General features: G+C 65.6%; 20 protein-coding genes. 5 read left to right on the top strand and 15 right to left on the bottom strand.

Annotated elements, in window-relative coordinates; translation table 11 throughout:
• Positions 1–88: 88 nt before the first annotated feature.
• From urtE to urtA, 5 genes are read right to left on the bottom strand one after another with little or no spacing between them, the layout of a single operon-like run.
• Positions 89–787, bottom strand: coding sequence for an urea ABC transporter ATP-binding subunit UrtE (gene urtE, locus AC1DSJ_RS24970; protein WP_441372349.1), 699 nt, complete (start codon positions 785–787; stop codon positions 89–91).
• Between the two features lies 1 nt (position 788).
• Positions 789–1,628 carry an urea ABC transporter ATP-binding protein UrtD gene (urtD, locus tag AC1DSJ_RS24965; protein WP_054422614.1) on the bottom strand — a complete coding sequence of 280 codons (840 nt, stop codon included), beginning with the start codon at positions 1,626–1,628 and terminating at the stop codon, positions 789–791.
• Entirely contained in the window at positions 1,625–2,752 is a 1,128-nt protein-coding gene (gene urtC, locus AC1DSJ_RS24960) for an urea ABC transporter permease subunit UrtC (RefSeq protein ID WP_175170058.1), read from the bottom strand. Before urtC ends, urtD begins: the two co-directional genes overlap by 4 nt.
• The gene (urtB, locus tag AC1DSJ_RS24955; RefSeq protein ID WP_441372347.1) at positions 2,749–4,380 is read right to left on the bottom strand and encodes an urea ABC transporter permease subunit UrtB; all 1,632 of its coding nucleotides are present in this window, start codon (positions 4,378–4,380) and stop codon (positions 2,749–2,751) included. Before urtB ends, urtC begins: the two co-directional genes overlap by 4 nt.
• 14 nt (positions 4,381–4,394) lie before the next feature.
• Positions 4,395–5,648: an urea ABC transporter substrate-binding protein gene (gene urtA / locus AC1DSJ_RS24950; RefSeq protein ID WP_054422611.1), complete on the bottom strand. Its 1,254-nt coding sequence runs from the start codon at positions 5,646–5,648 to the stop codon at positions 4,395–4,397.
• Between the two features lie 372 nt (positions 5,649–6,020).
• Here urtA and atzF point away from each other — a divergent pair, with 372 nt between their 5' ends.
• The 3 genes from atzF to AC1DSJ_RS24935 are packed head-to-tail and all read left to right on the top strand — an operon-like array spanning position 6,021 to position 12,267.
• Positions 6,021–7,853 (top strand): allophanate hydrolase, encoded by a 1,833-nt coding sequence (gene atzF, locus AC1DSJ_RS24945; protein WP_441372346.1) that lies wholly within the window; start codon positions 6,021–6,023, stop codon positions 7,851–7,853.
• 41 nt (positions 7,854–7,894) lie between these two features.
• Positions 7,895–11,539, top strand: a complete 3,645-nt coding sequence (uca, locus tag AC1DSJ_RS24940; RefSeq protein ID WP_441372345.1) for an urea carboxylase — start codon at positions 7,895–7,897, stop codon at positions 11,537–11,539.
• Positions 11,536–12,267 carry a GntR family transcriptional regulator gene (locus AC1DSJ_RS24935; RefSeq protein WP_054422608.1) on the top strand — a complete coding sequence of 244 codons (732 nt, stop codon included), beginning with the start codon at positions 11,536–11,538 and terminating at the stop codon, positions 12,265–12,267. Before uca ends, AC1DSJ_RS24935 begins: the two co-directional genes overlap by 4 nt.
• A gap of 84 nt (positions 12,268–12,351) precedes the next feature.
• Here AC1DSJ_RS24935 and AC1DSJ_RS24930 read toward each other — a convergent pair whose 3' ends face one another.
• From AC1DSJ_RS24930 to AC1DSJ_RS24910, 5 genes are all read right to left on the bottom strand, one after another.
• Complete coding sequence (locus AC1DSJ_RS24930) at positions 12,352–13,167, bottom strand: anti-sigma factor family protein (protein ID WP_175170054.1); 816 nt, start codon at positions 13,165–13,167, stop codon at positions 12,352–12,354.
• A 1-nt stretch (position 13,168) separates the two neighbouring features.
• Positions 13,169–13,681, bottom strand: a complete 513-nt coding sequence (locus tag AC1DSJ_RS24925; protein ID WP_054422606.1) for an RNA polymerase sigma factor — start codon at positions 13,679–13,681, stop codon at positions 13,169–13,171.
• Positions 13,682–13,711: 30 nt separating this feature from the next.
• Positions 13,712–14,080, bottom strand: a complete 369-nt coding sequence (locus tag AC1DSJ_RS24920; protein ID WP_054422605.1) for a COG4315 family predicted lipoprotein — start codon at positions 14,078–14,080, stop codon at positions 13,712–13,714.
• Positions 14,081–14,176: 96 nt separating this feature from the next.
• Positions 14,177–14,641, bottom strand: coding sequence for a GNAT family N-acetyltransferase (locus AC1DSJ_RS24915; protein WP_054422604.1), 465 nt, complete (start codon positions 14,639–14,641; stop codon positions 14,177–14,179).
• A 4-nt stretch (positions 14,642–14,645) separates the two neighbouring features.
• Positions 14,646–15,572 (bottom strand): LysR family transcriptional regulator, encoded by a 927-nt coding sequence (locus AC1DSJ_RS24910; RefSeq protein ID WP_054422603.1) that lies wholly within the window; start codon positions 15,570–15,572, stop codon positions 14,646–14,648.
• 61 nt (positions 15,573–15,633) lie between these two features.
• Here AC1DSJ_RS24910 and AC1DSJ_RS24905 point away from each other — a divergent pair, with 61 nt between their 5' ends.
• Together AC1DSJ_RS24905 and AC1DSJ_RS24900 are read left to right on the top strand one after the other, a co-directional pair.
• On the top strand, positions 15,634–16,758 hold the full coding sequence (locus AC1DSJ_RS24905; RefSeq protein ID WP_346551095.1) for a 4-oxalomesaconate tautomerase: 1,125 nt from the start codon (positions 15,634–15,636) through the stop codon (positions 16,756–16,758).
• A gap of 97 nt (positions 16,759–16,855) precedes the next feature.
• Entirely contained in the window at positions 16,856–17,824 is a 969-nt protein-coding gene (locus AC1DSJ_RS24900; protein WP_054422602.1) for a Bug family tripartite tricarboxylate transporter substrate binding protein, read from the top strand.
• Positions 17,825–17,870: 46 nt separating this feature from the next.
• Here the strand turns inward: AC1DSJ_RS24900 and AC1DSJ_RS24895 are convergent, their stop codons facing one another.
• The 5 genes from AC1DSJ_RS24895 to AC1DSJ_RS24875 all read right to left on the bottom strand — a co-directional run bounded on the left by AC1DSJ_RS24895 (position 17,871) and on the right by AC1DSJ_RS24875 (position 23,616).
• Complete coding sequence (locus tag AC1DSJ_RS24895) at positions 17,871–19,250, bottom strand: DUF1501 domain-containing protein (RefSeq protein WP_441372344.1); 1,380 nt, start codon at positions 19,248–19,250, stop codon at positions 17,871–17,873.
• The gene (locus AC1DSJ_RS24890; protein WP_441372343.1) at positions 19,247–20,761 is read right to left on the bottom strand and encodes a DUF1800 domain-containing protein; all 1,515 of its coding nucleotides are present in this window, start codon (positions 20,759–20,761) and stop codon (positions 19,247–19,249) included. The genes AC1DSJ_RS24895 and AC1DSJ_RS24890 overlap by 4 nt, the downstream gene beginning before the upstream one ends.
• Before the next feature lie 100 nt (positions 20,762–20,861).
• A complete protein-coding gene (locus AC1DSJ_RS24885) occupies positions 20,862–21,566 on the bottom strand; it encodes an SDR family oxidoreductase (protein WP_054422599.1) in 705 nt (234 codons plus the stop codon).
• 113 nt (positions 21,567–21,679) lie between these two features.
• Positions 21,680–22,132 carry an azurin gene (azu, locus tag AC1DSJ_RS24880; RefSeq protein WP_175170049.1) on the bottom strand — a complete coding sequence of 151 codons (453 nt, stop codon included), beginning with the start codon at positions 22,130–22,132 and terminating at the stop codon, positions 21,680–21,682.
• A gap of 170 nt (positions 22,133–22,302) precedes the next feature.
• Positions 22,303–23,616 (bottom strand): PQQ-dependent sugar dehydrogenase, encoded by a 1,314-nt coding sequence (locus AC1DSJ_RS24875; protein ID WP_175170048.1) that lies wholly within the window; start codon positions 23,614–23,616, stop codon positions 22,303–22,305.
• Positions 23,617–23,745: the final 129 nt, after the last annotated feature.

Here is a 23,745-nt window from a genome sequence, read left to right as displayed (position 1 = left end):
GCGAAGCGGCCCGGCCCCGGTGCGCAGTGACCCGGGCCCTGTGCGAAGCGAGCCGTCCCCGGTGCGGAGCGACTTGGCCCCCTGACGCCTACACCGACAGATGCCGGCGCACGTCATCGCCATCAATCGCGCTGCGGTCGCCGCTGGCCACCACTTCGCCGCGCGACAGCACCACGAACTGATCCGCCAGCTCGCGCGCAAAATCAAAATACTGTTCGCACAACAGAATGGCGATGTCGCCGCGCGCGCGCAGCATGTGAATCACGCGCGCAATGTCCTTGATGATCGACGGCTGGATGCCTTCGGTGGGCTCGTCCAGGATGATGAGCTTGGGCTCGGCCACCAGCGCCCGCGCAATCGCCAGCTGTTGCTGCTGTCCGCCCGACAAGTCGCCGCCCCGGCGCGACAGCATGCTCTTCAACACGGGGAACAGTTCGAACACTTCTTCCTTGATGCGGCGGGCGCGCGCAGCGGGTTTGGTCGCCATGCCCATCAGGATGTTCTCTTCCACCGTCAGCCGCGCGAAGATGTCGCGGCCTTGCGGCACATAGGCCATGCCGCGCCCGGCGCGCTGATGCGGCGCAAGGCGGGTGATGTCGGCGCCATCGAAGCCGATGTTGCCGCTGGCCACCGGCAGCACGCCCATCACGCATTTCAGCAGCGTGGTCTTGCCCACGCCGTTGCGGCCCAGCAGCGCCAGGCATTCGCCCTGGCGCACGGATAGCGACACGCCGCGCAGCGTGTGGCTGCCGCCGTAGTATTGGTTGATTGTGCTTACGTCCAGCATCTCAGCGCCCCAGATAGACTTCGATCACGCGCGGATCAGCCTGCACCTTGCTCATCGGTCCTTCGGCCAACACCGAGCCTTCGTGCAACACCGTGACTTTGCCGTCGCCCGCAATCTGGTTGACGAAGTCCATGTCGTGTTCCACCACCATCAGCGAATGGCGTCCGCGCAGTTCGTTCAACAATTCGCCGGTGCGTTCCGTTTCGGCGTCGGTCATGCCGGCGACCGGTTCGTCCAGCAGCAGCAACTGCGGCTCTTGCATCAGCAGCATGCCGATTTCCAGCCATTGCTTCTGGCCGTGCGACAGCAGGCCAGCGGGCCGCCACACCTCGGGGCGCAGCCGGATCAGGTCCAGCGTTTCGCCGATCTTGTCGGCCTGCTCGCCTGTCAGCCGTGAAAAAAGCGTGGGGCGCACGCGCTTGTCGGTCTTCATCGCCAGCTCCAGGTTTTCGAACACCGTGTGTTGTTCGAACACCGTGGGCCGCTGGAATTTCCGGCCGATGCCGGCGTGCGCAATCTGCGCTTCGTTCAGCGAAGTCAGGTCGATGCTTTGGCCGAAGTAGGCGGTGCCGGAAGTGGGCCGCGTCTTGCCGGTGATAACGTCCATCATCGTCGTCTTGCCCGCGCCATTGGGGCCGATGATGCAGCGCAATTCACCCACGCCAATGTCCAGCGTCAGGTCGTTTAAGGCCTTGAAGCCGTCGAAGCTGACGGTGATGCCTTCCAGGTACAGGATGGCGCCGTGGCTCGTGTCCAGCCCTTTGGGGCTGACGCGGCCATAGCCGGCGTTGCCGCTGGGGCCGCCATCCAGCATGGCCGATTCGGTGTGCGTGCTGGTCATGCCTTCTTCTCCTGAAAGCGTGCCGCAATGCGGCGGGCCAGGCCGACGATGCCGGTGGGCAGGAACAGCGTGACCAGCACAAAGATCAGGCCCAGCGCATACAGCCAGAATTCCGGCAGTACGCTGGTGAACCAGGTCTTCAAGCCGTTGACCGCACCCGCGCCGATGATGGGGCCGATCAAGGTGCCGCGCCCGCCGGTGGCCACCCAGATCACCATTTCAATGGAAGTCTCGGTCGACATCTCGCTGGGGTTGATGATGCCGACTTGCGGCACGTACAAGGCGCCTGCAATGCCGCACAGCACGGCCGACAAGGTCCAGACGAACAGCTTGAAGCCCAGCGGGTCGTAGCCGATGAAACGCAAGCGGCTTTCGGCATCGCGCACCGCCGTCAGCACGCGGCCCAGCTTCGATTGCGTGACCATGCGCGCCAGGATCAACGCGCCCGCCAACGCCGCCAGCGTGATCCAGTACAAGGTGGCGCGCGTGCCGGGCGCGGTGATGTCAAAGCCCAGGATGCGCTTGAAATCGGTAAAGCCGTTGTTGCCGCCAAACCCCGTGTCATTGCGAAAGAACAGCAGCATGGCGGCAAACGTCAACGCCTGCGTGATGATCGAGAAGTACACGCCCTTGATGCGCGAGCGGAAGGCAAAGTAGCCGAACACAAAGGCCAGCACGCCTGGCACCAGCACGACGAGCAGCATCGCGTACCAGAAGTGTTCGGTGAAGGACCAGTACCAGGGGTAGCTTTTCCAGTCCAGGAACACCATGAAGTCGGGCAGGTTGCTTTGGTAGACGCCGTCGCGGCCGATGGCGCGCATCAGGTACATGCCGTGCGCATAGCCGCCCAGCGCAAAGAACAGGCCGTGGCCCAGCGACAGGATGCCGGCGTAACCCCACACCAGGTCAAGCGCCAGCGCGGCCATCGCGTAGCACATGAACTTGCCCAGCAGCGCCACCGCATAGGCCGACACGTGCAGCGCGTGGCCGGGCGGGAAGACAAGATTCAACAGCGGCAGCAAGGCCAGCAGCGCCACGGCCACGGCCAGCGCCGTCCAGACACGGCCCGAAAAAAGAGGGCGGCGGGCCAGCAGGTTCAGATCGGTCAGCGCGGTCTGTTTCATTCAACGCTCCGGCCGCGGGGGGCGAACAGGCCTTGCGGCCGTTTTTGGACGAACAACACAATGAGCACCAGGATGGTGATCTTGGCCATGACGGCGCCCGCGTAGGGCTCCAGGAATTTGTTGACGCCGCCCAGGCCCAGCGCGGCGATCACGGTGCCGGCCAGTTGGCCCACGCCGCCCAGCACCACCACCATGAAGGAATCGACGATGTAGCTGCGGCCCAGGTCCGGCCCCACGTTGCCCAGCTGCGACAACGCCACGCCGGCCAGCCCCGCAATGCCGGAGCCCAGCCCGAAAGCCAGCATGTCCACCCGCCCGGTCGGCACACCCACGCAATCAGCCATGCGGCGGTTCTGCGTGATGGCGCGCACGAACAGCCCCAGCCGCGTGTGGTTCAGCAGCACCCACACCAGGAACACCACGAAGAAGGCGAAGCCGATGATGACGATCCGGTTGTAGGTCAGCACCAAGCCGCCCAGCACCGTGAAGCCGCCCGACATCCAGCTGGGGTTGCCCACTTCCACGTTCTGCGCGCCGAACAGCGTGCGCACGCCTTGCATCAGCATCAGGCTGATGCCCCAGGTCGCCAACAGCGTTTCCAGCGGCCGGCCATACAGCCAGCGGATGACGGTGCGTTCCAGCGCCATGCCCACCAGCGCCGTCACCACGAAGGCCAGCGGCAGCGCGGCCACCACATACCAGTCGAGCCAGCCCGGCAGCCACGCGCGAAACAGCGTCTGCACCACGTAGGTCACGTAGGCGCCGATCATCAGCAATTCACCGTGCGCCATGTTGATGACGCCCATCAGCCCGAAGGTGATGGCAAGACCCAGCGCAGCCAACAGCAGTACGCTGCCCAGGCTGATGCCGTAGAAAAGGTTGCCGGCCCATTCGATCGTGGCCAGATGCCGGTCGATCTGCTTGAGCGCGTTGGTGGCGGCTTCGCGCACGCTGGCGTCGGGTTCGGCGTACGCGCCATCGCGTTCCTGCGTCAGCCCGGCCAGCGTCGGGCGGAAGGCCGCGTTGCGTGTGTTGCCCAGCAACTCGACCGCATGGCGGCGCTTGGCGGGGTCGGCGCTTTTCAATTCCAGATTGGCCTGCGCGATCAACAACGCATCGCGCACGGCCTCATTCTTTTCAGACGCCAGCGCTTTTTCCAGCATGGGCAAGCGGGCGGGGTCGCCCGTCTGTTGCAGCCGGCGGGCGGCGTCCAGTCGTTCGTTGGGCTTGTCCGAGAACAAGCGGGAACCGGCCAGCGCGGCCTCGATGGCGCGGCGCAGGCGGTTGTTGATGCTGACGGTGCCGGAACCTGAAGGCAAGTCCACGGCCGCGCCGGTGACGGGGTCGGTGGCGCGTGCGCTACCGTCGCCAATCAGCACGCGCCCGTCGGCGGTGGCATAGAGCTGGTCATTGCCCAGCGCTTGCAGCACCGCCGCCGCGGCGGGCTCTGGCAGTTGGCCCAACGCGGCAATCGCTTGCAGCTTGGCGTCGGTGTCGTCGCCGGCCAGCGGCGCAAGCAAGGCCGGGTCCACGCCGGCCGCTGCCGCGGGCGCGGTCAGCAGTGGCATGGCAAGCAGCCACGCAAGTAGGGAACGACGCAAGAAGTGTGCGATTGCCGCGATGTGCATGGCTGCTTTTCCGCTTAGAGGCCTTGCTTGCCTTCGTTACCGGGGATGTACGGGCTCCAGGGTTGAGCGCGGATCGGGCCCTTGCTCTTCCACACCACGTTGAACTGGCCGTCCGCCTTGATTTCACCGATGTAGACCGGCTTGTGCAGGTGGTGGTTGGTCTTGTCCATTTCGATGGTGTAGCCGTCAGGCGCGTTGAACTTCTGGCCGCCCATCGCCGCAATCACCTTGTCCACATCGGTGGTCTTGGCTTGCTCCACCGCCTGCTTCCACATGTAGATGCCGACGTAAGTGGCTTCCATCGGGTCATTCGTCACGACCGTGCTGGCATTCGGCAGGTTCTTGGCCTTGGCATAGGCCTTCCACTTCTTGATGAATTCCTCGTTGACCGGGTTCTTCACCGACTGGAAGTAGTTCCACGCGGCCAGGTGGCCCACGAGCGGCTTGGTGTCCACGCCGCGCAGTTCTTCTTCGCCCACCGAGAACGCCACGACCGGCACGTCGGTGGCCTTCAGGCCTGCGTTGCCCAGTTCCTTGTAGAACGGCACGTTGGAGTCGCCGTTGATGGTGGAGATGACSGCCGTCTTGCCGCCGGTGGCGAACTTCTTGATRTTGGCGACGATGGTCTGGTAGTCGGAATGGCCGAAGGGGGTGTAGACCTCGTCGATGTCGCTGTCTTTGACGCCCTTGGAATGCAGGAAGGCGCGCAGGATCTTGTTGGTGGTGCGCGGGTAGACGTAGTCAGTGCCCAGCAGCACGAAGCGCTTGGCGCCGCCACCGTCTTCGCTCATCAGGTATTCAACGGCGGGAATCGCTTGCTGGTTGGGCGCGGCGCCCGTGTAGAACACGTTCTTCTCAAGCTCTTCGCCTTCGTACTGCACTGGGTAGAAGAGCAGGCCGTTCAGCTCTTTGAACACCGGCAGCACCGACTTGCGCGACACCGAGGTCCAGCAGCCAAACACTGCCGCCACCTTGTCCTGCGACAACAGCTGGCGCGACTTCTCGGCAAACAGCGGCCAGTTCGAGGCCGGGTCCACCACCACGGCTTCCAGCTTCTTGCCCATCACGCCGCCGTTGGCGTTGATTTCGTCGATGGTCATCAGCGCGACGTCTTTCAACGACGTCTCCGAGATGGCCATGGTGCCCGACAGGGAATGCAGGATGCCGACCTTAATGGTGTCTTCGGCGGCAAATACCTGAGGCATCCATCCGGACATGGCCAACAGGCTCACGGCGGTCAGTTGCTTAAGGGCTAGTCTGCGTTTCATGGTGACTCCTGGATGGAATGTGCCGGCTTGGCCGGCAGGAACGATCTGAACAACACCCGACAACCTGGACATCAAAGCAAAAGGCATGCCAAGTGCGCGGCAGGGGTCGCGCTGCTGTATGAAGAGGGGGTGTTTACGTGAATGCGTGCGGCGTGGTTGCGCAGCGGCTGGGCGGTTCAAAACCGTGCTGCATGCACAAAACAGGTGCGCAGCTTGCCCGCTTGCGGTGCGCGCGATGCGATGAGGCGATGGTGCGGGAACGGGGTTCGGTGACGTCTACCCGGGGGTTCCAGAGGGAAAGCGAAAAAGCCCGCCAACATGGCACGGCGATTGCTTGGGTATCCGTACTTGTATACAAGAAAGGATTCCAGCATGAATGCCGCAGCAACGCAGAAAAGCCCCGTCGGTTGGACGATTGCGCAATGGCAGGCCGCCTATCGGGAAGACGGCGCGCAGCCCGATGTGCTGTTGGCCGCTTATGCGGACACCCCCGATGGCCCCGCCGACAACGCCTGGATTCAGCGGGTTGACCGCGCCACGCTGGACGAACAGCTGGACGGCCTGCGTCTGATGCTGGAGGCCGTGGGTGGCGACATGGCGCGCTTGCCGCTGTATGGCGTGCCGTTCGCCATCAAGGACAACATCGATGCGGCCGGCTGGCCCACGACTGCCGCCTGCCCCGAATTCTCGTACACGCCGGGTGAAGACGCCACCGTCGTGCAGCGGCTGCGCGCGGCCGGCGCCATCCTGATCGGCAAGACCAATCTGGATCAATTCGCGACCGGGCTCGTCGGCACGCGTTCGCCGCACGGTGCGGTGGCCAACACGTTCAACCCCGAGTACGTCAGCGGCGGCTCCAGCTCGGGCTCGGCCTCGGTGGTGGCGCGCGGCATCGCGGCGTTTTCGCTGGGCACCGACACGGCGGGCTCGGGCCGCGTGCCGGCAGGTTTCAACAACATCGTCGGGCTGAAGCCGACCAAGGGCTGGCTCAGCACGGCGGGCGTGGTGCCTGCGTGCCGCACGCTGGATTGCGTGTCGATCTTTGCGCTGACGGTGGCTGACGCCGAACTCGTGGCCGACGTCGCAGGCGGCTTTGACGAGCGCGACCCGTATTCGCGCGCCATGCCAGCCGGCGCATCGCTGCCGTGGCCCCGTGCGCCCAAGCTGGCGGTGCCTGCCACGCTGGAATTCTTCGGCGACGCCCAAGCCGCCGCCGTGTTCGAAGACGCCGTGCGCGCGCTGAAAGACACGGGCGCAGAAGTGGAGGCGATTGACTTCACGCCCTTCAATGAACTGGCCGCGCTGCTGTATCAAGGCCCGTGGGTGGCCGAGCGTTTCGCGGCCGTTGAAGCCTTGTGGAAAGCCACGCCAGAGGTCATCAACCCTGTTGTGCGCGGCATTGTCGAGCAGGCGGCGAACTACAACGCGGTGGACGCATTCAAGGCCGAGTACCGCCGCGCGGAACTGACGCGCCAGATTCATCAAGCACTGGCGGGGTTCGACGCGCTGGTGGTGCCGACGTCGCCGTCCATCTACACCATTGCCCAATTGCAGGCCGACCCGGTCACGCTGAATTCGCGGCTGGGCGTGTACACCAACTTTGCCAACCTGGCGGACTTGTCGGCGTTGGCGGTGCCAGCGGGCATGCGCGCCGATGGCTTGCCGTCGGGCATCACGCTGGTCGGCCTGGCCTGGCAAGACCACGCGCTGGCGCAGTTTGGCCGCCTGTGGCAAGCGCAACGCGGCCTGCCGCTGGGCGCAACCGGTGCGCCGCTGCCCGCGGGCGTGGATGCCGCCAAGCCGCCTGCCGACACCGTGCGCGTGGCGGTGGTGGGTGCGCACCTGACGGGCATGCCGCTGAACCATCAACTGACTTCGCGCCATGCCGTGCTGGTGGAAAAGACCCGCACGGCGGACGACTACCGCCTGTATGCGCTGGCCAACACCACGCCGCCCAAGCCGGGGCTGGTCAAGTCCGAGTCCGGCGCGCCGATTGACGTGGAGCTTTGGGATGTGCCGGTGACGGCATTCGGCGCGTTCGTGGCCGAGATTCCCGCGCCGCTGGGCATTGGCACGCTGGAGCTGGAAGACGGCCGGCTGGTCAAGGGCTTCATCTGCGAGCCGCGCGGCCTGGATGGTGCGCGCGACATCACCGCTTTCGGCGGCTGGCGCGCCTACCTGGCCAGCCTGAATGTTGCCCGCTGATCTCCGATAACCCTGTACGCAAGACACTTGGGAGCCGCATCGTGTTCGATACCGTTCTGATTGCCAACCGCGGCGAGATCGCCGTCCGCGCCATCCGCACCCTGAAGCGGCTGGGCATCCGTAGCGTGGCCGTGTATTCCGACCCGGACCGCAATGCCGCGCACGTGCGCGAGGCCGACGTGGCCGTGGCGCTGGGCGGCGAGAAGGCCGCTGACAGCTATCTGCGCATGGACTTGTTGCTGGCCGCCGCGCGCGAGCATGGTGCGCAAGCCATCTACCCCGGCTACGGTTTTCTGTCTGAAAGCGCGGAGTTCGCCGACGCCTGCGAAGCGGCGGGCATCGCATTCGTCGGCCCCACGCCCTTGCAGATCCGCGAGTTCGGTTTGAAGCATCGCTCGCGCGAACTGGCGGCGGAAGCGGGCGTGCCGATGACGCCGGGCACCGGTCTGTTGGCCAGCCTGGGCGAAGCGCTGTCGCAGGCCGAACGCATCGGCTACCCGGTGATGTTGAAGAGCACGGCGGGCGGGGGCGGCATTGGCTTGTCGCGCTGCGAGAACGAGGCCGAACTGACGGTGGCGTTCGACAGCGTGCAGCGCATGGGCGAACATTTTTTTCGCGATGGCGGCGCGTTCATTGAGCGCTATGTGGATAACGCGCGGCACGTGGAAGTGCAGATTTTTGGCGACGGCGCGGGCCGCGTGCTGGCGCTGGGCGAACGCGATTGCTCGGTGCAGCGGCGCAATCAGAAAGTCATCGAGGAAACGCCCGCGCCCTTGTTGCCGGCTGCGACCCGCGCGGCGCTGCTGGCGGCCGCCGTGCAATTGGGCGAGTCGGTCAACTACCGCTCGGCCGGCACTGTGGAATTCATCTACGACCCGGCGCGCGACAGCTTCTATTTCCTTGAAGTCAACACGCGCTTGCAGGTGGAGCACCCGGTGACCGAAGCCGTCACCGGGCTGGACCTGGTGGAATGCATGCTGCGCGTGGCGGCGGGCGAAGCGCTGGATATCGACGCGATGTCGCGCGCGCCGCAGGGCGCCTCCATTGAAGTGCGCCTGTACGCTGAAGACCCGCTGCGCCAGTTCCAGCCGTCGCCAGGTGTGTTGACGGAAGTGTTCTTCCCGGAGGGCGTGCGGGTCGATGGCTGGGTGGCCACCGGCACCGACGTGCCCGCGTTCTACGACCCCATGCTGGCCAAGCTGATCGTGCACGCGGACACGCGCGACGCCGCGCTGGACAAGCTGGCGGACGCCTTGGCGCGCACCCGCTTGCACGGCATTGCGACCAACCTGGATTACCTGCGCCAGATCGTTGACGACGAACGTTTCCGCGCGGGCAAGCTGTCCACGCGCTTTCTGGAAAGCTTCGCGTACCGGCCTGCGGCCATCGAAGTGCTGGAAGCCGGCACCTACACCAGCGTGCAGGATTACCCGGGGCGCGCGGGCTATTGGGATATCGGCGTGCCGCCATCAGGCCCGATGGACGACTATGCGTTTCGCGTGGCCAACCGCATCGTCGGCAATGCGCCAGATGCGGCAGGCATCGAAGCCACGCTCGTCGGACCCACGCTGCGCTTTCACGGCGACACCATCGTGGCGCTGACAGGCGCTGAATGCGCCGCCACGCTGGACGGCGAACCGGTGCCGATGTGGCAGCCCATCGCGGTGAAGTCGGGGCAGGTGCTGGCCACCGGCCGCGCGCTGTCGGGCTGCCGCAGCTATCTGGCCGTGCGCAACGGCCTGGACGTGCCGGTCTATTTGGGCAGCCGCTCGACCTTCGCCTTGGGCCAGTTCGGCGGACACGCCGGCCGCACGCTGCGCGTGGGCGACATGCTGCCGCGGGTGCGCCCGGAGCTGGCTGGCCAGACGGCCACGCCGCCCGTGGCGGAGCCGCAAGGCGCGCCCGCCGATTTGATTCCCGTCTATGGCAACACCTGGGAAATCGGCGTGCTCTACGGCCCGCATGGCGCGCCAGACTTCTTCCAACCCGAAGCCATCGAGACCTTCTTCGCGGCGGACTGGGAAGTGCACTACAACTCGAACCGTTTGGGCGTGCGATTGATCGGCCCCAAGCCCACCTGGGCGCGCGAGAACGGCGGTGAAGCCGGCTTGCACCCGTCCAACATCCACGATTGCGAATACGCGATTGGCAGCATCAACTTCACGGGCGACAGCCCTGTGATTCTGACGCGCGACGGCCCCAGCTTGGGCGGGTTTGTCTGCCCCGTCACGATTGCGCGCGCCGAGCTGTGGAAGGTGGGCCAGGTGAAACCGGGCGACCGCATCCGCTTTGTGCGCATCGACTATCCGCAGGCCGTGGCATTGGAAGCCGCGCAGGATCAAAGCGTGGCGGCCTTGTCGTCCGTGGCGCCCGCTGCGACGGCCCCGTCACCGGTGCCGGCGACGGTGTCAGAGACGATCGTTGCCGCGCTGCCGGCGGAAGGCTCGCGCCCGTCGGTGTCGTACCGTCAGGCAGGTGACGGTTATCTGCTGCTGGAATACGGCGACAACGTGCTCGACCTGGCGCTGCGCATGCGCATCCATTTGCTGATGGAAGCGCTGAACGCCGACCCCATCGCGGGCGTGCATGAGCTGTCGCCGGGCGTGCGTTCGCTGCAAATTCGTTATGACAGCCGCCAGATTCTGCAAGGCGCGCTGATTGCGCGGCTGCTGGAAATCGAAGCCGGGCTGGCCGATGTGGCTACGCTGAAGGTGCCGACGCGTGTTGTCTACCTGCCGATGGCATTTGAAGATTCGGCAACGCTGGGCGCCGTGCAGCGCTATCAGGAAACCGTGCGCGCCAACGCGCCCTGGTTGCCGAATAATGTGGACTTCATCCAGCGCATCAACGGGCTGGCCAGCCGTAACGACGTGCGCGATATCGTGTTCGACGCCAGCTACCTGATCATGGGGCTGGGCGATGTGTATCTGGGCGCGCCCTGCGCGGTGCCGATCGACCCGCGCCATCGTCTGTTGACGTCCAAGTACAACCCCGCGCGCACCTTCACCGCCGAAGGCACGGTGGGTATTGGCGGCGTGTACATGTGCATCTACGGCATGGATTCGCCGGGCGGCTATCAACTGGTGGGCCGCACCTTGCCCATCTGGAACAAATTCCTGAAGAACCCCGTGTTCCAGGACGGCAAGCCGTGGCTGCTGCGCTTCTTTGATCAGGTGCGCTTCTATCCGGTGACCGAGGCCGAGCTCGACGTGTTGCGCGAAGACTTCCGCGAAGGCCGCGCCACGGTGCGCATCGAAGAAGAGGTGTTCGACTTCGCCGCGCACCAGCAGTTTTTGGCCGAGCAGGCGGACAGCATCGCCATATTCCAGAAGCGCCAGAAGAGCGCGTTCGACGCGGAAGTGGCCTTGTGGAAAACCGAGGATGTCGCGGCGGAGCAGACCGCCCTTGAACCCGAAGCCGAAGCCGAGACGGCCTTGCGTGACGGCGAACGCCTGGTCAGCGCCGACATGTGCGGCAACATCTGGAAGATTCCCGTCCAGGTGGGGCAGAGCGTGTCGGCGGGCGACACGCTGGTGGTGGTGGAAGCCATGAAGATGGAGCTGTCCGTCATCGCGCCGTCTTCGGGCATCGTCACCGCGATTCGCTGCGTGCCGGGTAAACCGGTCAACGCCGGCGACCCGCTGGTGGTGCTGGCAGAAGACGCGACCTGCACCGTGGCGGGATGATGCGTCTGGAATCCGTGCAGGTGAGCCCGGCAATCCGGCAGGCGCCAGCGCTTGCCGGGTCGCTGGCGGATCAGGTCTATCAGCGCATCAAGGACGACCTGTTCGACTTCCGCATGCTGCCCGGAGAACGCTTCACCGAAGCGGATCTGGTGGCGCGTCTTGGGGTCAGCCGCACGCCGGTGCGGCTGGGCCTGGCGCGGCTTGAGCGCGAAGGCTTCGTGCTGGCGCGCCCGCGCAGCGGCTGGCAGGTGCGGCCGTTCGACTTCGAGCGCTTCGAAGCCCTGTACGACGTGCGCGTGGTGCTGGAGCAGGCGGCGGTGGATAAGTTGTGTGGGCGCGAAACCATGGATGAATCCGGCATTCTGGGCGCGTTGAAAGACGTGTGGCTGGTGCCGCCGCCGCAACGCATTCTGGATGGGCGGCTGGTGGCGCAGCTGGATGAGGCGTTTCATTGTTCATTGGTGGCGGCCGCCGGCAACCCGGAGATGACGCAGATTCACCGCGACGTCACGGAGAAAATCCGCATCGTGCGGCGGCTGGACTTCACCAAGGATTTTCGCGTGGATGCCACCTACGATGAACATGCCGCGATCCTGCGCGCGGTGCTGGCGCGCCGGGGCGATGAGGCGGCGCGGATGCTGCGTTCGCATATCGAGATGAGCAAGGCCGAGGTGCGGAAAATTACGCTGCACATGCTGCATGAGGCGCGGGAGAAGGGGGGCGGCTGACGTAGGGCGGGTGACGGCCGCGAGCGACGGCTTGCGTGCCTGGAACCGTCGAACCCTGCGCGGGTGCCGAACGCACGCCGTTCTTCACCCCTGCAATTGCTTGTAGACCTCTTCTGACACGCGCTGCAATTCATCCCGGCTGACCGCGCCAGACAGCGCGTAGCCGAACTGACCTTCCACCCAATAAAACACCCGCACCGGCCCTTCCTGCGTGAACTGAAACGCCGTCTGTCCGCCTGCGGCTTCTCGCGTCACATAAAGCGTCAGGCGCTGGCCATCTGCCGCGCCGTACATGAATTGCGCCACCGGCCCGGAACCGCCGGGCAGCAAGCGCCCGCCCACCAGTTCATAACCCGTCTTTGACAAGGAAGGCGCGCGCACCGGTGCGCCCATGCGCTTGGTCAACCACGTCACCAGGCCTTTTTCGTTATCGGCGCTGACTTCGACCGGGCGGCCCATGTCGGGCGCATACACCGCGTGCGCAATCGCCGCGCGTTGGGCATAGCCGCCCGCCGCGCGCTCGGGGCTGGCGGTGGCCAGCACGGTTTGCAGATGCCGCGCGTCCATGGCGCCACGCGTCATCCAGGCGGCGCTGGCGCTGATGGCGGCAATGGCCACGCCCGCCGCCAACGCGCGCCACGGGAATTCGCGGGCCGGCGGTTTCAACGGCAAACGCAGCGGCAGCGGCTCATCCAGCACGGGGTCCAGCAAGGCGTGGAGCGCGCGGCGTTGCGCCTGCCAGTCATTCACGCGGGTCTGGTCCTGCGGGTGAGCGGCCAGAAAGGCGTCAACCTCGGCGTGGCGGGCAGGGGGCAACTGGCCGTCTGCATAGGCATGCAGATCGGCTTCGGTAATGGGGGAACCCGTTGTCGGGATCGGATGCAGGTGTTTGTCGTTCATGTCATTTCACGCGATGCAGCCGGCTGACCGAGTCGCGTCCTTGCATCAGCGCGCCCAGCTTTTCACGGGCGCGCGACAGCCGGGACATGACCGTGCCAATCGGCACGTCCAGCACCTGCGCGGCTTCCTGGTAGGACAGGTCTTCCACGCAAATCAGCAACAGCACTTCCCGCTGCTCGGCCGGCAAGGCTTGCAGGCAGCGGTCAAGGTCGCGCACCTCCAGGTGATCGGTTTGCGTGGCGCGTACCGGCGCATCGGGCATGTCACCCAGCGCGGCCTGATCCGCTCGCCTGCCATTGGCGCGCACGCCGTCGATGAAATGGTTATGCATGATGCCGAACATCCAGGCGCGAAGTTCACCGCGCCGTTGCCAACGCGAATAGCGGCTCCATGCGCGCTCCAGCGTGTCCTGAACCAGGTCATCGGCCCGGTGCGGGTCGCCCGTCAGCCCGCGGGCATAACGCCGCAGGCTGGGGATGCAGGCGAGGATCAGGGCTTCGTCTTCGGCGCGCATGGTGGGATACGGCGGCGCGGGCGGGCAGGATCAGGGCTTGATGACGTGCCAGACGTCCTTGAAGTTGTCACCGGTCTTGTCGCCCGGCTTCGTGTCCTTGGCGTACAGGTACACGGGCTTGCCCTTGTAGGCCCATTGCTTGGAGCCGTCGTCGCGGGTGATGACGGTCAGGTCGCCCATGGCTTTGGCGTCGGCGGGGGCGGCGACGGGCGGCCAGATCTTGGCGCACTGGTCGTTGCAGGCGCTCTTGCCTCCGGCGTCCTTGTCGAAGGTGTAGAGCGTCATGCCCGCGCTGTTGACCAGGACGCCGTCCTGGGTTTTGACGGCCTGGGCGTGGGCGCCGGCCGAGAACAGAGCGGCGGAACCAAGAACCAGGGCGGCGGCGATGTGTTTGCGCATGTTGTGCCTCGTAGATAGGAAAGTGGGGGAGACTGCCCTCTACAGACGCCAGCCGTTGCGGGAATATTCCCGTCTGGCCAAAAGAATTTGCAGAGTTCAGCCAACCGGCCGGACGGCGCCCGGCTCGTATCGCATTTCAAACTCCAGCTCGGTCTCCTCGATGGGGGTGAAGCCCAGCGCCGCGTACAGGCGTTGGGCGGGGTTGCCCTTGAGCACGCTAAGGGTGACGGGCGCGCCTTCGGCGTCCGCCTGGTCCAGCACGCCTTCCAGCAGGCGGCGGCCCAGGCCCTGGCCTTGAAACGCCGGGTCGATCTGGATCTGCACAATGCGCCAGCCGGCCGGGTCGCGGTAATGCTTGAAGAGGCCGGCAGGCCGGCCATCCAGCCAGACGATCTGGGCATCGTCGAAGTGGTACCGGATGCGCGCCAGGTGGTGCTCGTCATCCAGCGGCGCACCCGCGCGCTGCAAGTGTTCCTGCATGGTGGCTTTGCGCAGCGCCAGCAGAAAGGGCAGATCGTCGTCGGACGCGGGTTGTAAAGCCAGGGAGTGGGTCAGGGTCATGAGGCTAGGGGTTGGGGGCGGGTTTGCGTTTGGCCGACTTGCCGGCTTGATGTATCAGGTTATAGAGCTGTTGGGCGGCGGGCGCCAGGGGGCGGCCGCGGCGGGCGATCAGCCCGAGCGTGCGCGTGACGCGCGGATGCTCCAGCTTGACGCTGGTCAGCGTGGCGTGGCCCGCCTGCGGCATGGCCAGTTGCGGGACGGCGGCCACGCCCAGGCCGGCTTCCACCAGCCCCAGCAGCGTCATGATGTGGCTGACCTCGAATGCGCTGACCGTGCGTTTGCCGCTTTTGGCCAGCGCGTCGTCGATCAGCAGGCGGTTTCCGCTTTCCTTGGCGACCGTCATGAAGCGTTCCTGCGCCAGCGCTTCCCACGACACGCTGCGGCGGCTGGCCAGCGGATGGTCGCGGCGCACCGCCAGCACAAAGTCTTCGCGCAGCACCGCCTTGAAATCGACGTCGGGTTCCTGGGTGCCGAAAAAGCTGATGCCAAAGTCGGCGCGGCCGGTCACCACGCTGTTCAGCACGGTATTGGCGGTTTCGTCGATGATGCGCACGCGAATGCGGGGAAAGCGTTCGGTGTAGTCGCGGATGACGGACGGCAAAAAGTAATAGGCCACCGACGGCACGCAGGCCACCGTCACCAGCCCGCCACGCTGCGCGGCCAGGTCGCCAATGCTGAGCACGGCGCTTTCCAATTCGTCGATGGCGGTGCGGGCGCGTTCGAGGAAGACGCGTCCGACTTGCGTCAACGCCACGCGCCGCGTCGTGCGTTCCAGAAGCCGCGCGCCCAGGATACTTTCCAGCTTGTCGATACGGCGGCTGAGCGCAGGTTGCGACAGGTGCAGGTCGTCGGCGGCGGCGCGAAAGCTGGCGCGTTCCGCCACGGCCACAAAAGCCTGCAATTCCTGCAAATCAAAATTGATGCGTGCCATGCATTAATCCATCCGTAAGTTGCAATTCAAATAATAGCCGCGCCGTCGCAGAATGGCGTCCATGGAAACCGTAATCCCTTGCGTACTGATGCGCGGCGGCACGTCGCGTGGCCCCTTTTTCTTGGGCGACTGGCTGCCGGCCGACCCCGTCCAGCGCGACCAGCTGCTGCTGAGCGCCATGGGCTCGCCCCATGCCTTGCAGGTCGACGGCATTGGCGGCGGCAACACACTGACCAGCAAAGTCGCGATTGTGTCGCGTTCGACGCGTCCCGATTGCGATATCGACTATCTGTTTGCGCAGGTGTCGGTAGACCGCGCCACGGTCGATACCCGCCCCAACTGCGGCAACATGCTGTCCGGCGCCGCGCCCTTTGCGATTGACGAAGGCTTGATCCCGGCGCGCCAAGGCGTGACCCCGGTTCGGGTGCACAACGTCAACACGGGCGCAATCATCGAAGCGGTGGTGCAAACGCCGGGTGGCCACCTGACCTACGAAGGTGACGCGCGTATCGACGGCGTGCCCGGCGCCGCGGCGCCCGTGCGTTTGAATTTTCTGGATGCCTGGGGCGCGGTCACCGGCAAGCTGTTTCCCAGCGGATTGCGCCAGGAAACGGTGGACGGCGTTGCGGTGTCGCTGATCGACGCCGCCATGCCCATGGTGCTGATGCGCGCCAGTGATTTCGGCCTGCGCGGCGATGAAACGCCCGCACAGCTGGATGCCGACACCGCGTTGCTGGAACGCATGGAGCGTATTCGCCTGGAGGCAGGACGCCGGATGGGCCTGGGCGATGTGTCCCAAAGCGTCATTCCCAAACCCGTGCTGCTGGCTCCGTCGGATTCCACCGGCGGGCTGGCCTTGCGATCCCGCTATTTCACGCCGCGCGCGTGCCATCGATCGCATGCGGCGACGGGGGCCGTGGGGGTGGCAAGCGCCTTCCTCATGCCCGGCACCGTGGCGCATGATTGCGGCGGCCCGGCCGTGCAGACGGGCTATCGCAGCGTGCGAATCGAGCACCCGTCAGGCGCCATGGATATTGATGTGGAACTGGACCCAGCAAGCGGCGTAGTGCGCGCGGCCGGCCTGGTGCGAACGGCGCGCAAGATCATGAAGGGCCTGTTGTACGTGCCGGGCCACTATGTGTTGGCCGGCGCGCAGCGCAACCAGGAGGTGCGCGCCGCCGCCTAGTTGCGGCGGACCACGCACGCGATACGTCTTGACCTTTGAAGCGGCCCGCAAAGAGGCCTCTTACACAAAAACCAATGATCCCTCTGGAGACAAAATCATGAAGTGCCATTCCCTGAAAACCGCCTGCGCGGCAGCCCTGCTGCTGGCGCTGAGCGCAACGGCGCAAGCCGCCTATCCCGAACGCCCGATCACGCTGGTTGTGCCTACCGCAGCCGGTGGCGGCAACGATGTGCTGGCGCGCGTGGTCGGCCAAAAGGTGGGCGAACTGCTGGGCCAGACCGTCATCGTCGTGAACAAGCCTGGGGCGCAGGGGGCCATCGCCTCTGACTACGTGGCGCGCCAGCCCGCTGATGGCTACACCTTGATACTTGGCTATATCGGCACGCACGGCATCAACCCCGCCATGCAGAAGCTGAACTACGACCCGGTCAAGGACTTCACGCCGATCGGCATGGTGGCGGATTCCCCCACCATCATGGTCGTGACCAGCCGCTTGCCGGTGCACGATGTGGCGGGTCTGGTGAAGTACGGCCACGACCATCCCGAGGGGCTCAGCTTCGCGTCCGCCGGGCCTGGCACCGCGCCGGCGATCGCGGGGGAACTCTTCAACATGGCGACGGGTACACAGATGCTGGACGTGCCGTACAAAGGCTCGGCGCCTGCTCTGACGGATACGTTGTCCGGCACCACGCAGGTGATGTTCCCCAGTTTGTTCAGCGTGTATCCGCACCTGAAGTCCGGCATGATCCAGGCGCTGGCGGTGGCGGGTGCCACCCGCACGGCGGCGCTGCCCGACTTGCCCACGCTGGCTGAAGCCGGTGTGCCGGGCGTGGATGTGCCGCAGTGGTACGCCATCTTCGCGCCGGCCAAGGCGGACGCCGCCGTGGTCACGACGTTGAACAAGGCGTTGAATCAGGCCTTGGCGGACCCGGCAGTCGTGAAGAAGATTGGCGAACAAGGCGCCGAGGTCCGTCACAGTACGCCCGCCGAATTGGGCGCGTTTGTTGAAAGCGAAGCCGTACGCTGGAAGCAGCTGGCGGCCACGCGGAAGTTGGCGGCCAGGTAGCCAGGCGTCGTCGTCTGTGATGCGGGGGCGGGAATGTGCTGTCGCATCATGCACTGGGCAGCAGCGCCAACCCCTCCGCATCAAAGTGCTTCAAGTTCGGAAACACCAGCCGCAATTCGTCGCGGCCGGCGCCGAACCAGCGGCCCAGCGACGCGCCCAATTGGTCCACCGCCAGCGTGGGCAGCAGGCGGCCGTTGTCGACGAAACCGGGGCCATCCAGGGCGATCTCGGGATGCGTGCCGTAGCTGCGGCCGCCATTGACCGCGCCGCCCAGCACCAGATGGTGCGAGCCCCAGCCGTGGTCTGACCCGTTGCCGTTGGACCCCAGCGTGCGGCCGAACTCGGACGCCGTGAAGGTGGTGACCTGATCCGCCACGCCCAACGTCGTCAAGGCCTGCTGAAACACCGCCAAAGACTGCCCCAGTTCCCGCAGCAGCGCCGGGTGCGTGTCATTCAAACCGGTGTGGTTGTCATAGCCGTTTTGCGACACAAAGAACACCTGCCGACGTGCGCCCAAGGCTTGGCGCGCGCCGATGATGCGCGCCACGATCTTTAACTGCTGGGCCAGTGGCGAGCCGAAGTCGCCCGGCACCGCCACATCGGCCAGCGCGGCGCGCAAACGCGTGTCGGCATCAATGGATTGCGCGGCGATGCGGGATAGCTCGCGTTCCATCAGGTGCTCGCGCGGCTGCGTGATCAGTTGGCGTAGCAGCGCCGTGCAGGCGCTGGAGCCGTACATGTCGCGGTGCAGCAGTTCAATCGGCGTAGACCCGTTGATGCCGACGCGGTATCCGGCGACCTTGTGGCCGGCCAGCAGCACGGTGCTGCCGCCTGCCGTGATGCCGGTGAACGTGCGCTGCGCGTTGGCGCTGGCGAACAAGTCGGTGAGCCGGCCGCCCCAGCCGGATGACGCGCCTTCGGGCGCCAGCGCCTGCCAATACGATTGCTGGTCGTTATGCGAAAACAGCTTGGGCGGCAACGGCACGCGGGCGCTGATGTATTCCGCTTTGGTGGTGGGAACCACCAGTGGCCCCACATTCAACAGCACCGCCATCTGGCCGTTTTCGTACAGCGGTGCCAGCGGGGCCAGCGCGGGCGCCAGCGCAAACTGCGCGCCGCCCGGCGCGGCCGCCTTGCCACGAAGCGCGGTGGCGCGCAGCGTGTCGCGCCGCAATGCGATGTCGGTGCGCGCCGCGGCGTAGGCGCGGTACGCGGCATCGTCAAACGGCACCAGCGTATTGAAGGGATCGTTGCCGCCATACAGGAACACGCACACCAGCGCCTTGTACGAAGGCGGTGCAGACTGCGCGGCGGCGGCGCCCAGTGCCGCAAGGTTCAATGCCAGGGGGGCGGCTGCACCCGTCGCGCCCAAGGCGCAGGCGCGCAGCAGAAACGCGCGGCGGTCGGCATCGTGGGGCTGCGTCATTTCTGCACCAGGTATTCTGGGGTGGCGGCCACCAGCAATATCGCGGCGCGCACGCGGTCGCGCGGCCGGCTGGCGGGCAGGGTGGCGACGGCGTCGGCGATGCTGCGCGCCGTCTGCGCGCTGAACGCATCGCCCGCCAACAGCAGCACGATGCGTGCCACCAGCGCTTGCGGGTCGTTGGCCAAGGCGATCTCTGGCGCGTATGACGTCTGCAAGTCTTCCCACCCCCGGTCGGCGTAGATCGCCAAAAAGTTCAGGTAGCCCGCAATGCTGGTCTCGTCCGTGATCTGCATTTCTGGCGCCACCAGATGCCGCTTGGCCAGCTCGGTGACGGGCGGGGAATATCGGGGCCGGAAGAAGTTGAACACCGTGGCCGACCGCATCGGGCTTTGCGCCAGCCGGATCGTGTTGTCGGTGGTGTCGGGCATGGCCCACGCGCCATTGGTGGACGTGGCGCCGAAGGCGCGCGCCCAGCCCGAGAAACGCAGGATGGGTTCGCGCACCTTGCCCCAGGCGGGGTCGTTCAAATCGGGGTTGCGCGCTTCCGGGTCCAGCAAAATCGCGCGCACCACCGCTTTGAGGTTGCCGCGCACGCCCTTGCCGTCGTCATTGAACGCAGCCGACACGCGCGCCACATAAGCGGGGCTGGGGTTGCTGGTGACAAGCCGCTGGATCAGCTGCATGCCGATGAACGGCCCCACGTTCGGATGCGCGCAAATGACGTCCATGGCGCGCTTGAGCGACAGATTCCCATCCGTGCCGGGCGGAATCACCGCGCCCAGAAAGCGCTTTTCCGCCATCGAGTGCTGGGCGTTGTTCAGCGCCATGGGCCGGCGGTGAAATTCCACATCGGTCTCTGGCCCGTTGATGTCCCATCCCGTGAACACTTTCGCCAGCCCTTGCACGTCGGCGTTGTCGTACGTTTCGACGGGCGCGCCATTTTCTTTGCGCACGGTGCCATCGGGCGCAAGCTCCAGCAGGCCGATGCTGAATAATTGCATGACCTCGCGCGCATAGTTCTCGTCGGGGTGGCGGCCGGTCTTGGGGTCTTCCTTGCGGTTGCCGCGATAGGTCAGCATGCAGCCCATCGACAGGTTCTTGGTGACGGCGGTCAGCAGCGTTTGATAATTGCCCAGCGCGTGTTCCGCCAGCAAGTCCATGAAGCCCGCCGCGCCAAACAGCGGCCACGACGCGGTGATGGACTGCACCCCCACGACGAATATTTCCGACAGCGCAAACGCCACGCGCGTGCGCACCTGGTCGTCGGCGCTGATGAATTTGCGCCAGAGCGTGGATTCCAGCGGCGCATTGATGCCGTTGCCCTTGAAGGCCTCGGTGTTTTTCTTCTGTTGCAGCAGCCAGTCGAAATGCGTTTGCGACGGCGGCATCGCCAGCTGGGCATCCAGCCACGGGGCGTAGCCGTCGCGCACAACCGCATCAATCTGTGAGGGGGTGGGCCCGAAGGTGGCTTGCGCCAGAAAGCGCGACGCCTGGCCCGGGGTGACAGTCATCGCCAGCCTCTCGTCGAATGCGAAAAACTACGGTACTGAACCGCGCGGCGCGGTTCAATACGGTCATTCGGACGAGAGGCTTAGTCCATAAGCATGAGGCTCAGACCGAACGCGTGATGCCGCCGTCGATGCGGATGTTCTGGCCGGTGATGTAGGACGATGCGTCGGACGCCAGGAAGGCGATCAGGCCGGCCACTTCTTCGGCCGTGCCGTAGCGGCCCATCGGGATGCGCACGCGGCGGTCTTCTTTTTCCGGCAGGCTGTCGATAAAGCCCGGCAGCACGTTGTTCATGCGCACATTGTGTTCGGCGTATTCGTCCGAGAAGACCTTCGTGAAGGCGGCCAGACCCGCGCGGAACACGCCGGAGGTCGGGAACAGCGCTTCGGGTTCAAACGTGGCGTACGTGGAAATGTTGACGATGGCGCCAGACTTCTGCTGCTTCATCACCGGGGCGACCAAGCGGGTGATACGCACCACGTTCAGCAGGTAGAACTCCATGCCCAGGTGCCAGTCGTCATCGCTGATCTCAAGCAGCGGGCCCTTGGGGCCGTGGCCGGCGCTGTTCACGACGGCATCCACGCGGCCCCATTTTTGCAGCGTGGTCTCGACCAGACGGGCCAGGTCTTCGGGCGAACGGTTCGAGCCGGTCACGCCCAGGCCGCCCAGTTCTTGCGCCAGCGATTCGCCCTTGCCGGACGAAGACAAAATGGCCACGCGGTATCCGTCGGCCGCCAGCTTGCGCGCCGCGGCGGCGCCCATGCCGCTGCCGCCCGCCGTCACGATCGCTACTTTTTCCGTGCTCATGCCTGCTCCTTTTCCGTGTGTTCGAGGCTCAGGCATTGTAGGGGTGGCCGAATGGAAACGGGCTCCTTACCCCTGGCGGACCAGGGGCAAGGAGCCCTGCAGGCAAGCGCCGGTCAGTCGACCAGTTTCAGCGTGCCCTTCATCAGCGCGAAGTGGCCGGGGAAGGAGCAGAAGTACGTGTAGTCGGTGCCGGCAGCGAGTTTGCTGACGTCGAACGTGACGGAATCGCTTTGGCCGCCGCCAATCACCTTGGTGTGGGCGATGACGCGGGCGTCGTCTTTCTTCACGTAGTCGTTGTCCAGGCCCGCAGCCATGCCGTCGTTCACGGCGCCTTGCATGTCGGCGGTTTTGGTCAGCACCCAGTTGTGGCCCATGACGTTCTTGGCCAGCGTGCCGGGGTGCTTCAGGTTCACGGTGAACTGCTTGCAGCTTTTGCTGACCGTGATTTCCTTCTTGTCGAACTGCATCTGGTCATTGCCAGCGATATCGATCGAGCATTCGGCGGCCAGGACCGGGGCCGACGCAACAGCGAGGACCGCTGCAACGCACAATTTCTTGAACACCATATTCATGCCTCCAATGTTTCGAGGGGAGCGGACTGCCGGCGGCGCGATGCGCTGGAAACCGGCGATACGACATTCTCGCGCTACTGTAGGCCAGAAAGCGGAATCGCGCGTGCGGCCGTTTGACCCAGCGCAAGCCGGCGCCATTGAGTTGCGCCGGCCGCACAACCGGATCAGGGTTTGGGGCTGACGCGCCAGATCACATTGCCCACATCGTCGGCCACCAGCAGATCGCCCTGGCGGTCGATGGCGACGCCCACCGGCCGGCCTTGCGCCTGGCCGCTTTCATTCAGGAAGCCCGTCAGCACATCACGCGCTGTACCGTCGGGCGTGTTTTGCGCGAAGGGCACGAAGATGACCTTGTAGCCGCTGCGCGGGTCGCGGTTCCACGACCCGTGCTGGCCCACGAACATGCCGTGTGCAAAGGGCGCGGGCAGCCGGCTGTTGCCTGACCACGCCAGCCCCAGCGACGCCGTGTGCGGCCCCAGCGCGTAGTCGGGCACGATGGCGGTGGCCACCAAGTCAGGCCGAGGCGGCGTGACACGGGTGTCCACGTGCTGCCCGAAGTAGCTGTAGGGCCAGCCATAGAAGCCCCCGTCACGCACGGACGTCATGTAGTCAGGCACCAGGTCGCTGCCTAATTCGTCGCGCTCGTTCACGGCGGTCCATAAGGTTTTGTTATCTGGCGCCCAGGCCATGCCGACCGGGTTGCGCAGGCCCGTGGCATACAGCCGCTTGTTGCCGCTGGCCACATCGATTTCCCAGATGGCGGCGCGGCCGGCTTCGATCTCCATGCCGTTTTCCGCGACGTTGCTGTTCGAGCCAACGGACACATAAAGCTTGCTGCCGTCCGGGCTGGCGATCAGGTTCTTGGTCCAGTGGTGATTGATGCCGGCGGGCAGGTCGGTGACTTTCACGCCCGCCGCCGAGATTTGCGTTTGGCCCGGTTCATAGGGAAAGCGCAAGACGGCGTCGGCATTGGCTACGTACAGTTGGTTGCCCACCAGCGCCATGCCGAAGGGCGAATTCAAGCCTTGCAGCAACACGCTGCGCGTGTCGGCCACGCCATCGTGGTCGGTGTCGCGCAACAGCGTGATGCGATTGGCGCTGGGGGTCTTGGCCCCCGCGCGTTTCATGACGATGCCGCTGGCCCATTCCTTCAGCCCGCCCGAGGCCTCTTCGGGCTTGGGCGGCGCGTTGGTCTCGGCGACCAGCACATCGCCATTGGGCAGCACGTACAGCCAGCGCGGATGGTCCAGGCCGCTGGCGTACGCGTTGACGCCCAGGCCGGCCGCCGCCACGGGTTGCGTGCCGGCGATCCAGCCCACGGCTTTGGCCGTGTTGACGGTGGGAATCAGGGTGGTGTTGGGGGCGGGCAGTTTTGGGGTCGGCCCCATGCCCGATTCAACGGGCAAGGTGGCGACTTCGCCGCAGGCGCTAAGCGTAACCAGCGTGAGGCCGGCCGCTGCGAGACGCAGGGTGGGCATGATGCGACTCCGTAATCTTGAATGGATTCATCATACTCACCCCAAGGATCGTCTTTACTCCGCCGTGTTTACCCCGCCGTGTTTACCCCGCCGTGTTTACTCCGCCGTGTTTACTCCGCCGGGTTTACC

The sequence above is a fragment of the Achromobacter sp. 01N37 genome, from assembly GCF_056399725.1.
Note: the sequence above shows the minus strand (reverse complement) of the source record. Positions and strands in the feature narration are given on the sequence as shown.

Excerpts from the sequence above, each read along its gene's own strand:
- AC1DSJ_RS24925 (WP_054422606.1), bottom strand. The coding sequence starts at position 13,681 with ATGCGCGCCGAAGACGAAGCCCTGATCCTCGCCTGCATCCCCAGCCTG.
- AC1DSJ_RS24935 (WP_054422608.1), top strand. The coding sequence starts at position 11,536 with ATGATGCGTCTGGAATCCGTGCAGGTGAGCCCGGCAATCCGGCAGGCG.
- atzF (WP_441372346.1), top strand. The coding sequence starts at position 6,021 with ATGAATGCCGCAGCAACGCAGAAAAGCCCCGTCGGTTGGACGATTGCG.
- AC1DSJ_RS24900 (WP_054422602.1), top strand. The coding sequence starts at position 16,856 with ATGAAGTGCCATTCCCTGAAAACCGCCTGCGCGGCAGCCCTGCTGCTG.
- AC1DSJ_RS24875 (WP_175170048.1), bottom strand. The coding sequence starts at position 23,616 with ATGCCCACCCTGCGTCTCGCAGCGGCCGGCCTCACGCTGGTTACGCTT.
- AC1DSJ_RS24920 (WP_054422605.1), bottom strand. The coding sequence starts at position 14,080 with ATGCGCAAACACATCGCCGCCGCCCTGGTTCTTGGTTCCGCCGCTCTG.
- AC1DSJ_RS24895 (WP_441372344.1), bottom strand. The coding sequence starts at position 19,250 with ATGACGCAGCCCCACGATGCCGACCGCCGCGCGTTTCTGCTGCGCGCC.
- AC1DSJ_RS24930 (WP_175170054.1), bottom strand. The coding sequence starts at position 13,167 with ATGAACGACAAACACCTGCATCCGATCCCGACAACGGGTTCCCCCATT.
- urtE (WP_441372349.1), bottom strand. The coding sequence starts at position 787 with ATGCTGGACGTAAGCACAATCAACCAATACTACGGCGGCAGCCACACG.
- AC1DSJ_RS24910 (WP_054422603.1), bottom strand. The coding sequence starts at position 15,572 with ATGGCACGCATCAATTTTGATTTGCAGGAATTGCAGGCTTTTGTGGCC.
- AC1DSJ_RS24890 (WP_441372343.1), bottom strand. The coding sequence starts at position 20,761 with ATGACTGTCACCCCGGGCCAGGCGTCGCGCTTTCTGGCGCAAGCCACC.
- AC1DSJ_RS24885 (WP_054422599.1), bottom strand. The coding sequence starts at position 21,566 with ATGAGCACGGAAAAAGTAGCGATCGTGACGGCGGGCGGCAGCGGCATG.
- azu (WP_175170049.1), bottom strand. The coding sequence starts at position 22,132 with ATGGTGTTCAAGAAATTGTGCGTTGCAGCGGTCCTCGCTGTTGCGTCG.
- urtC (WP_175170058.1), bottom strand. The coding sequence starts at position 2,752 with ATGAAACAGACCGCGCTGACCGATCTGAACCTGCTGGCCCGCCGCCCT.
- AC1DSJ_RS24905 (WP_346551095.1), top strand. The coding sequence starts at position 15,634 with ATGGAAACCGTAATCCCTTGCGTACTGATGCGCGGCGGCACGTCGCGT.
- AC1DSJ_RS24915 (WP_054422604.1), bottom strand. The coding sequence starts at position 14,641 with ATGACCCTGACCCACTCCCTGGCTTTACAACCCGCGTCCGACGACGAT.
- urtD (WP_054422614.1), bottom strand. The coding sequence starts at position 1,628 with ATGACCAGCACGCACACCGAATCGGCCATGCTGGATGGCGGCCCCAGC.
- urtB (WP_441372347.1), bottom strand. The coding sequence starts at position 4,380 with ATGCACATCGCGGCAATCGCACACTTCTTGCGTCGTTCCCTACTTGCG.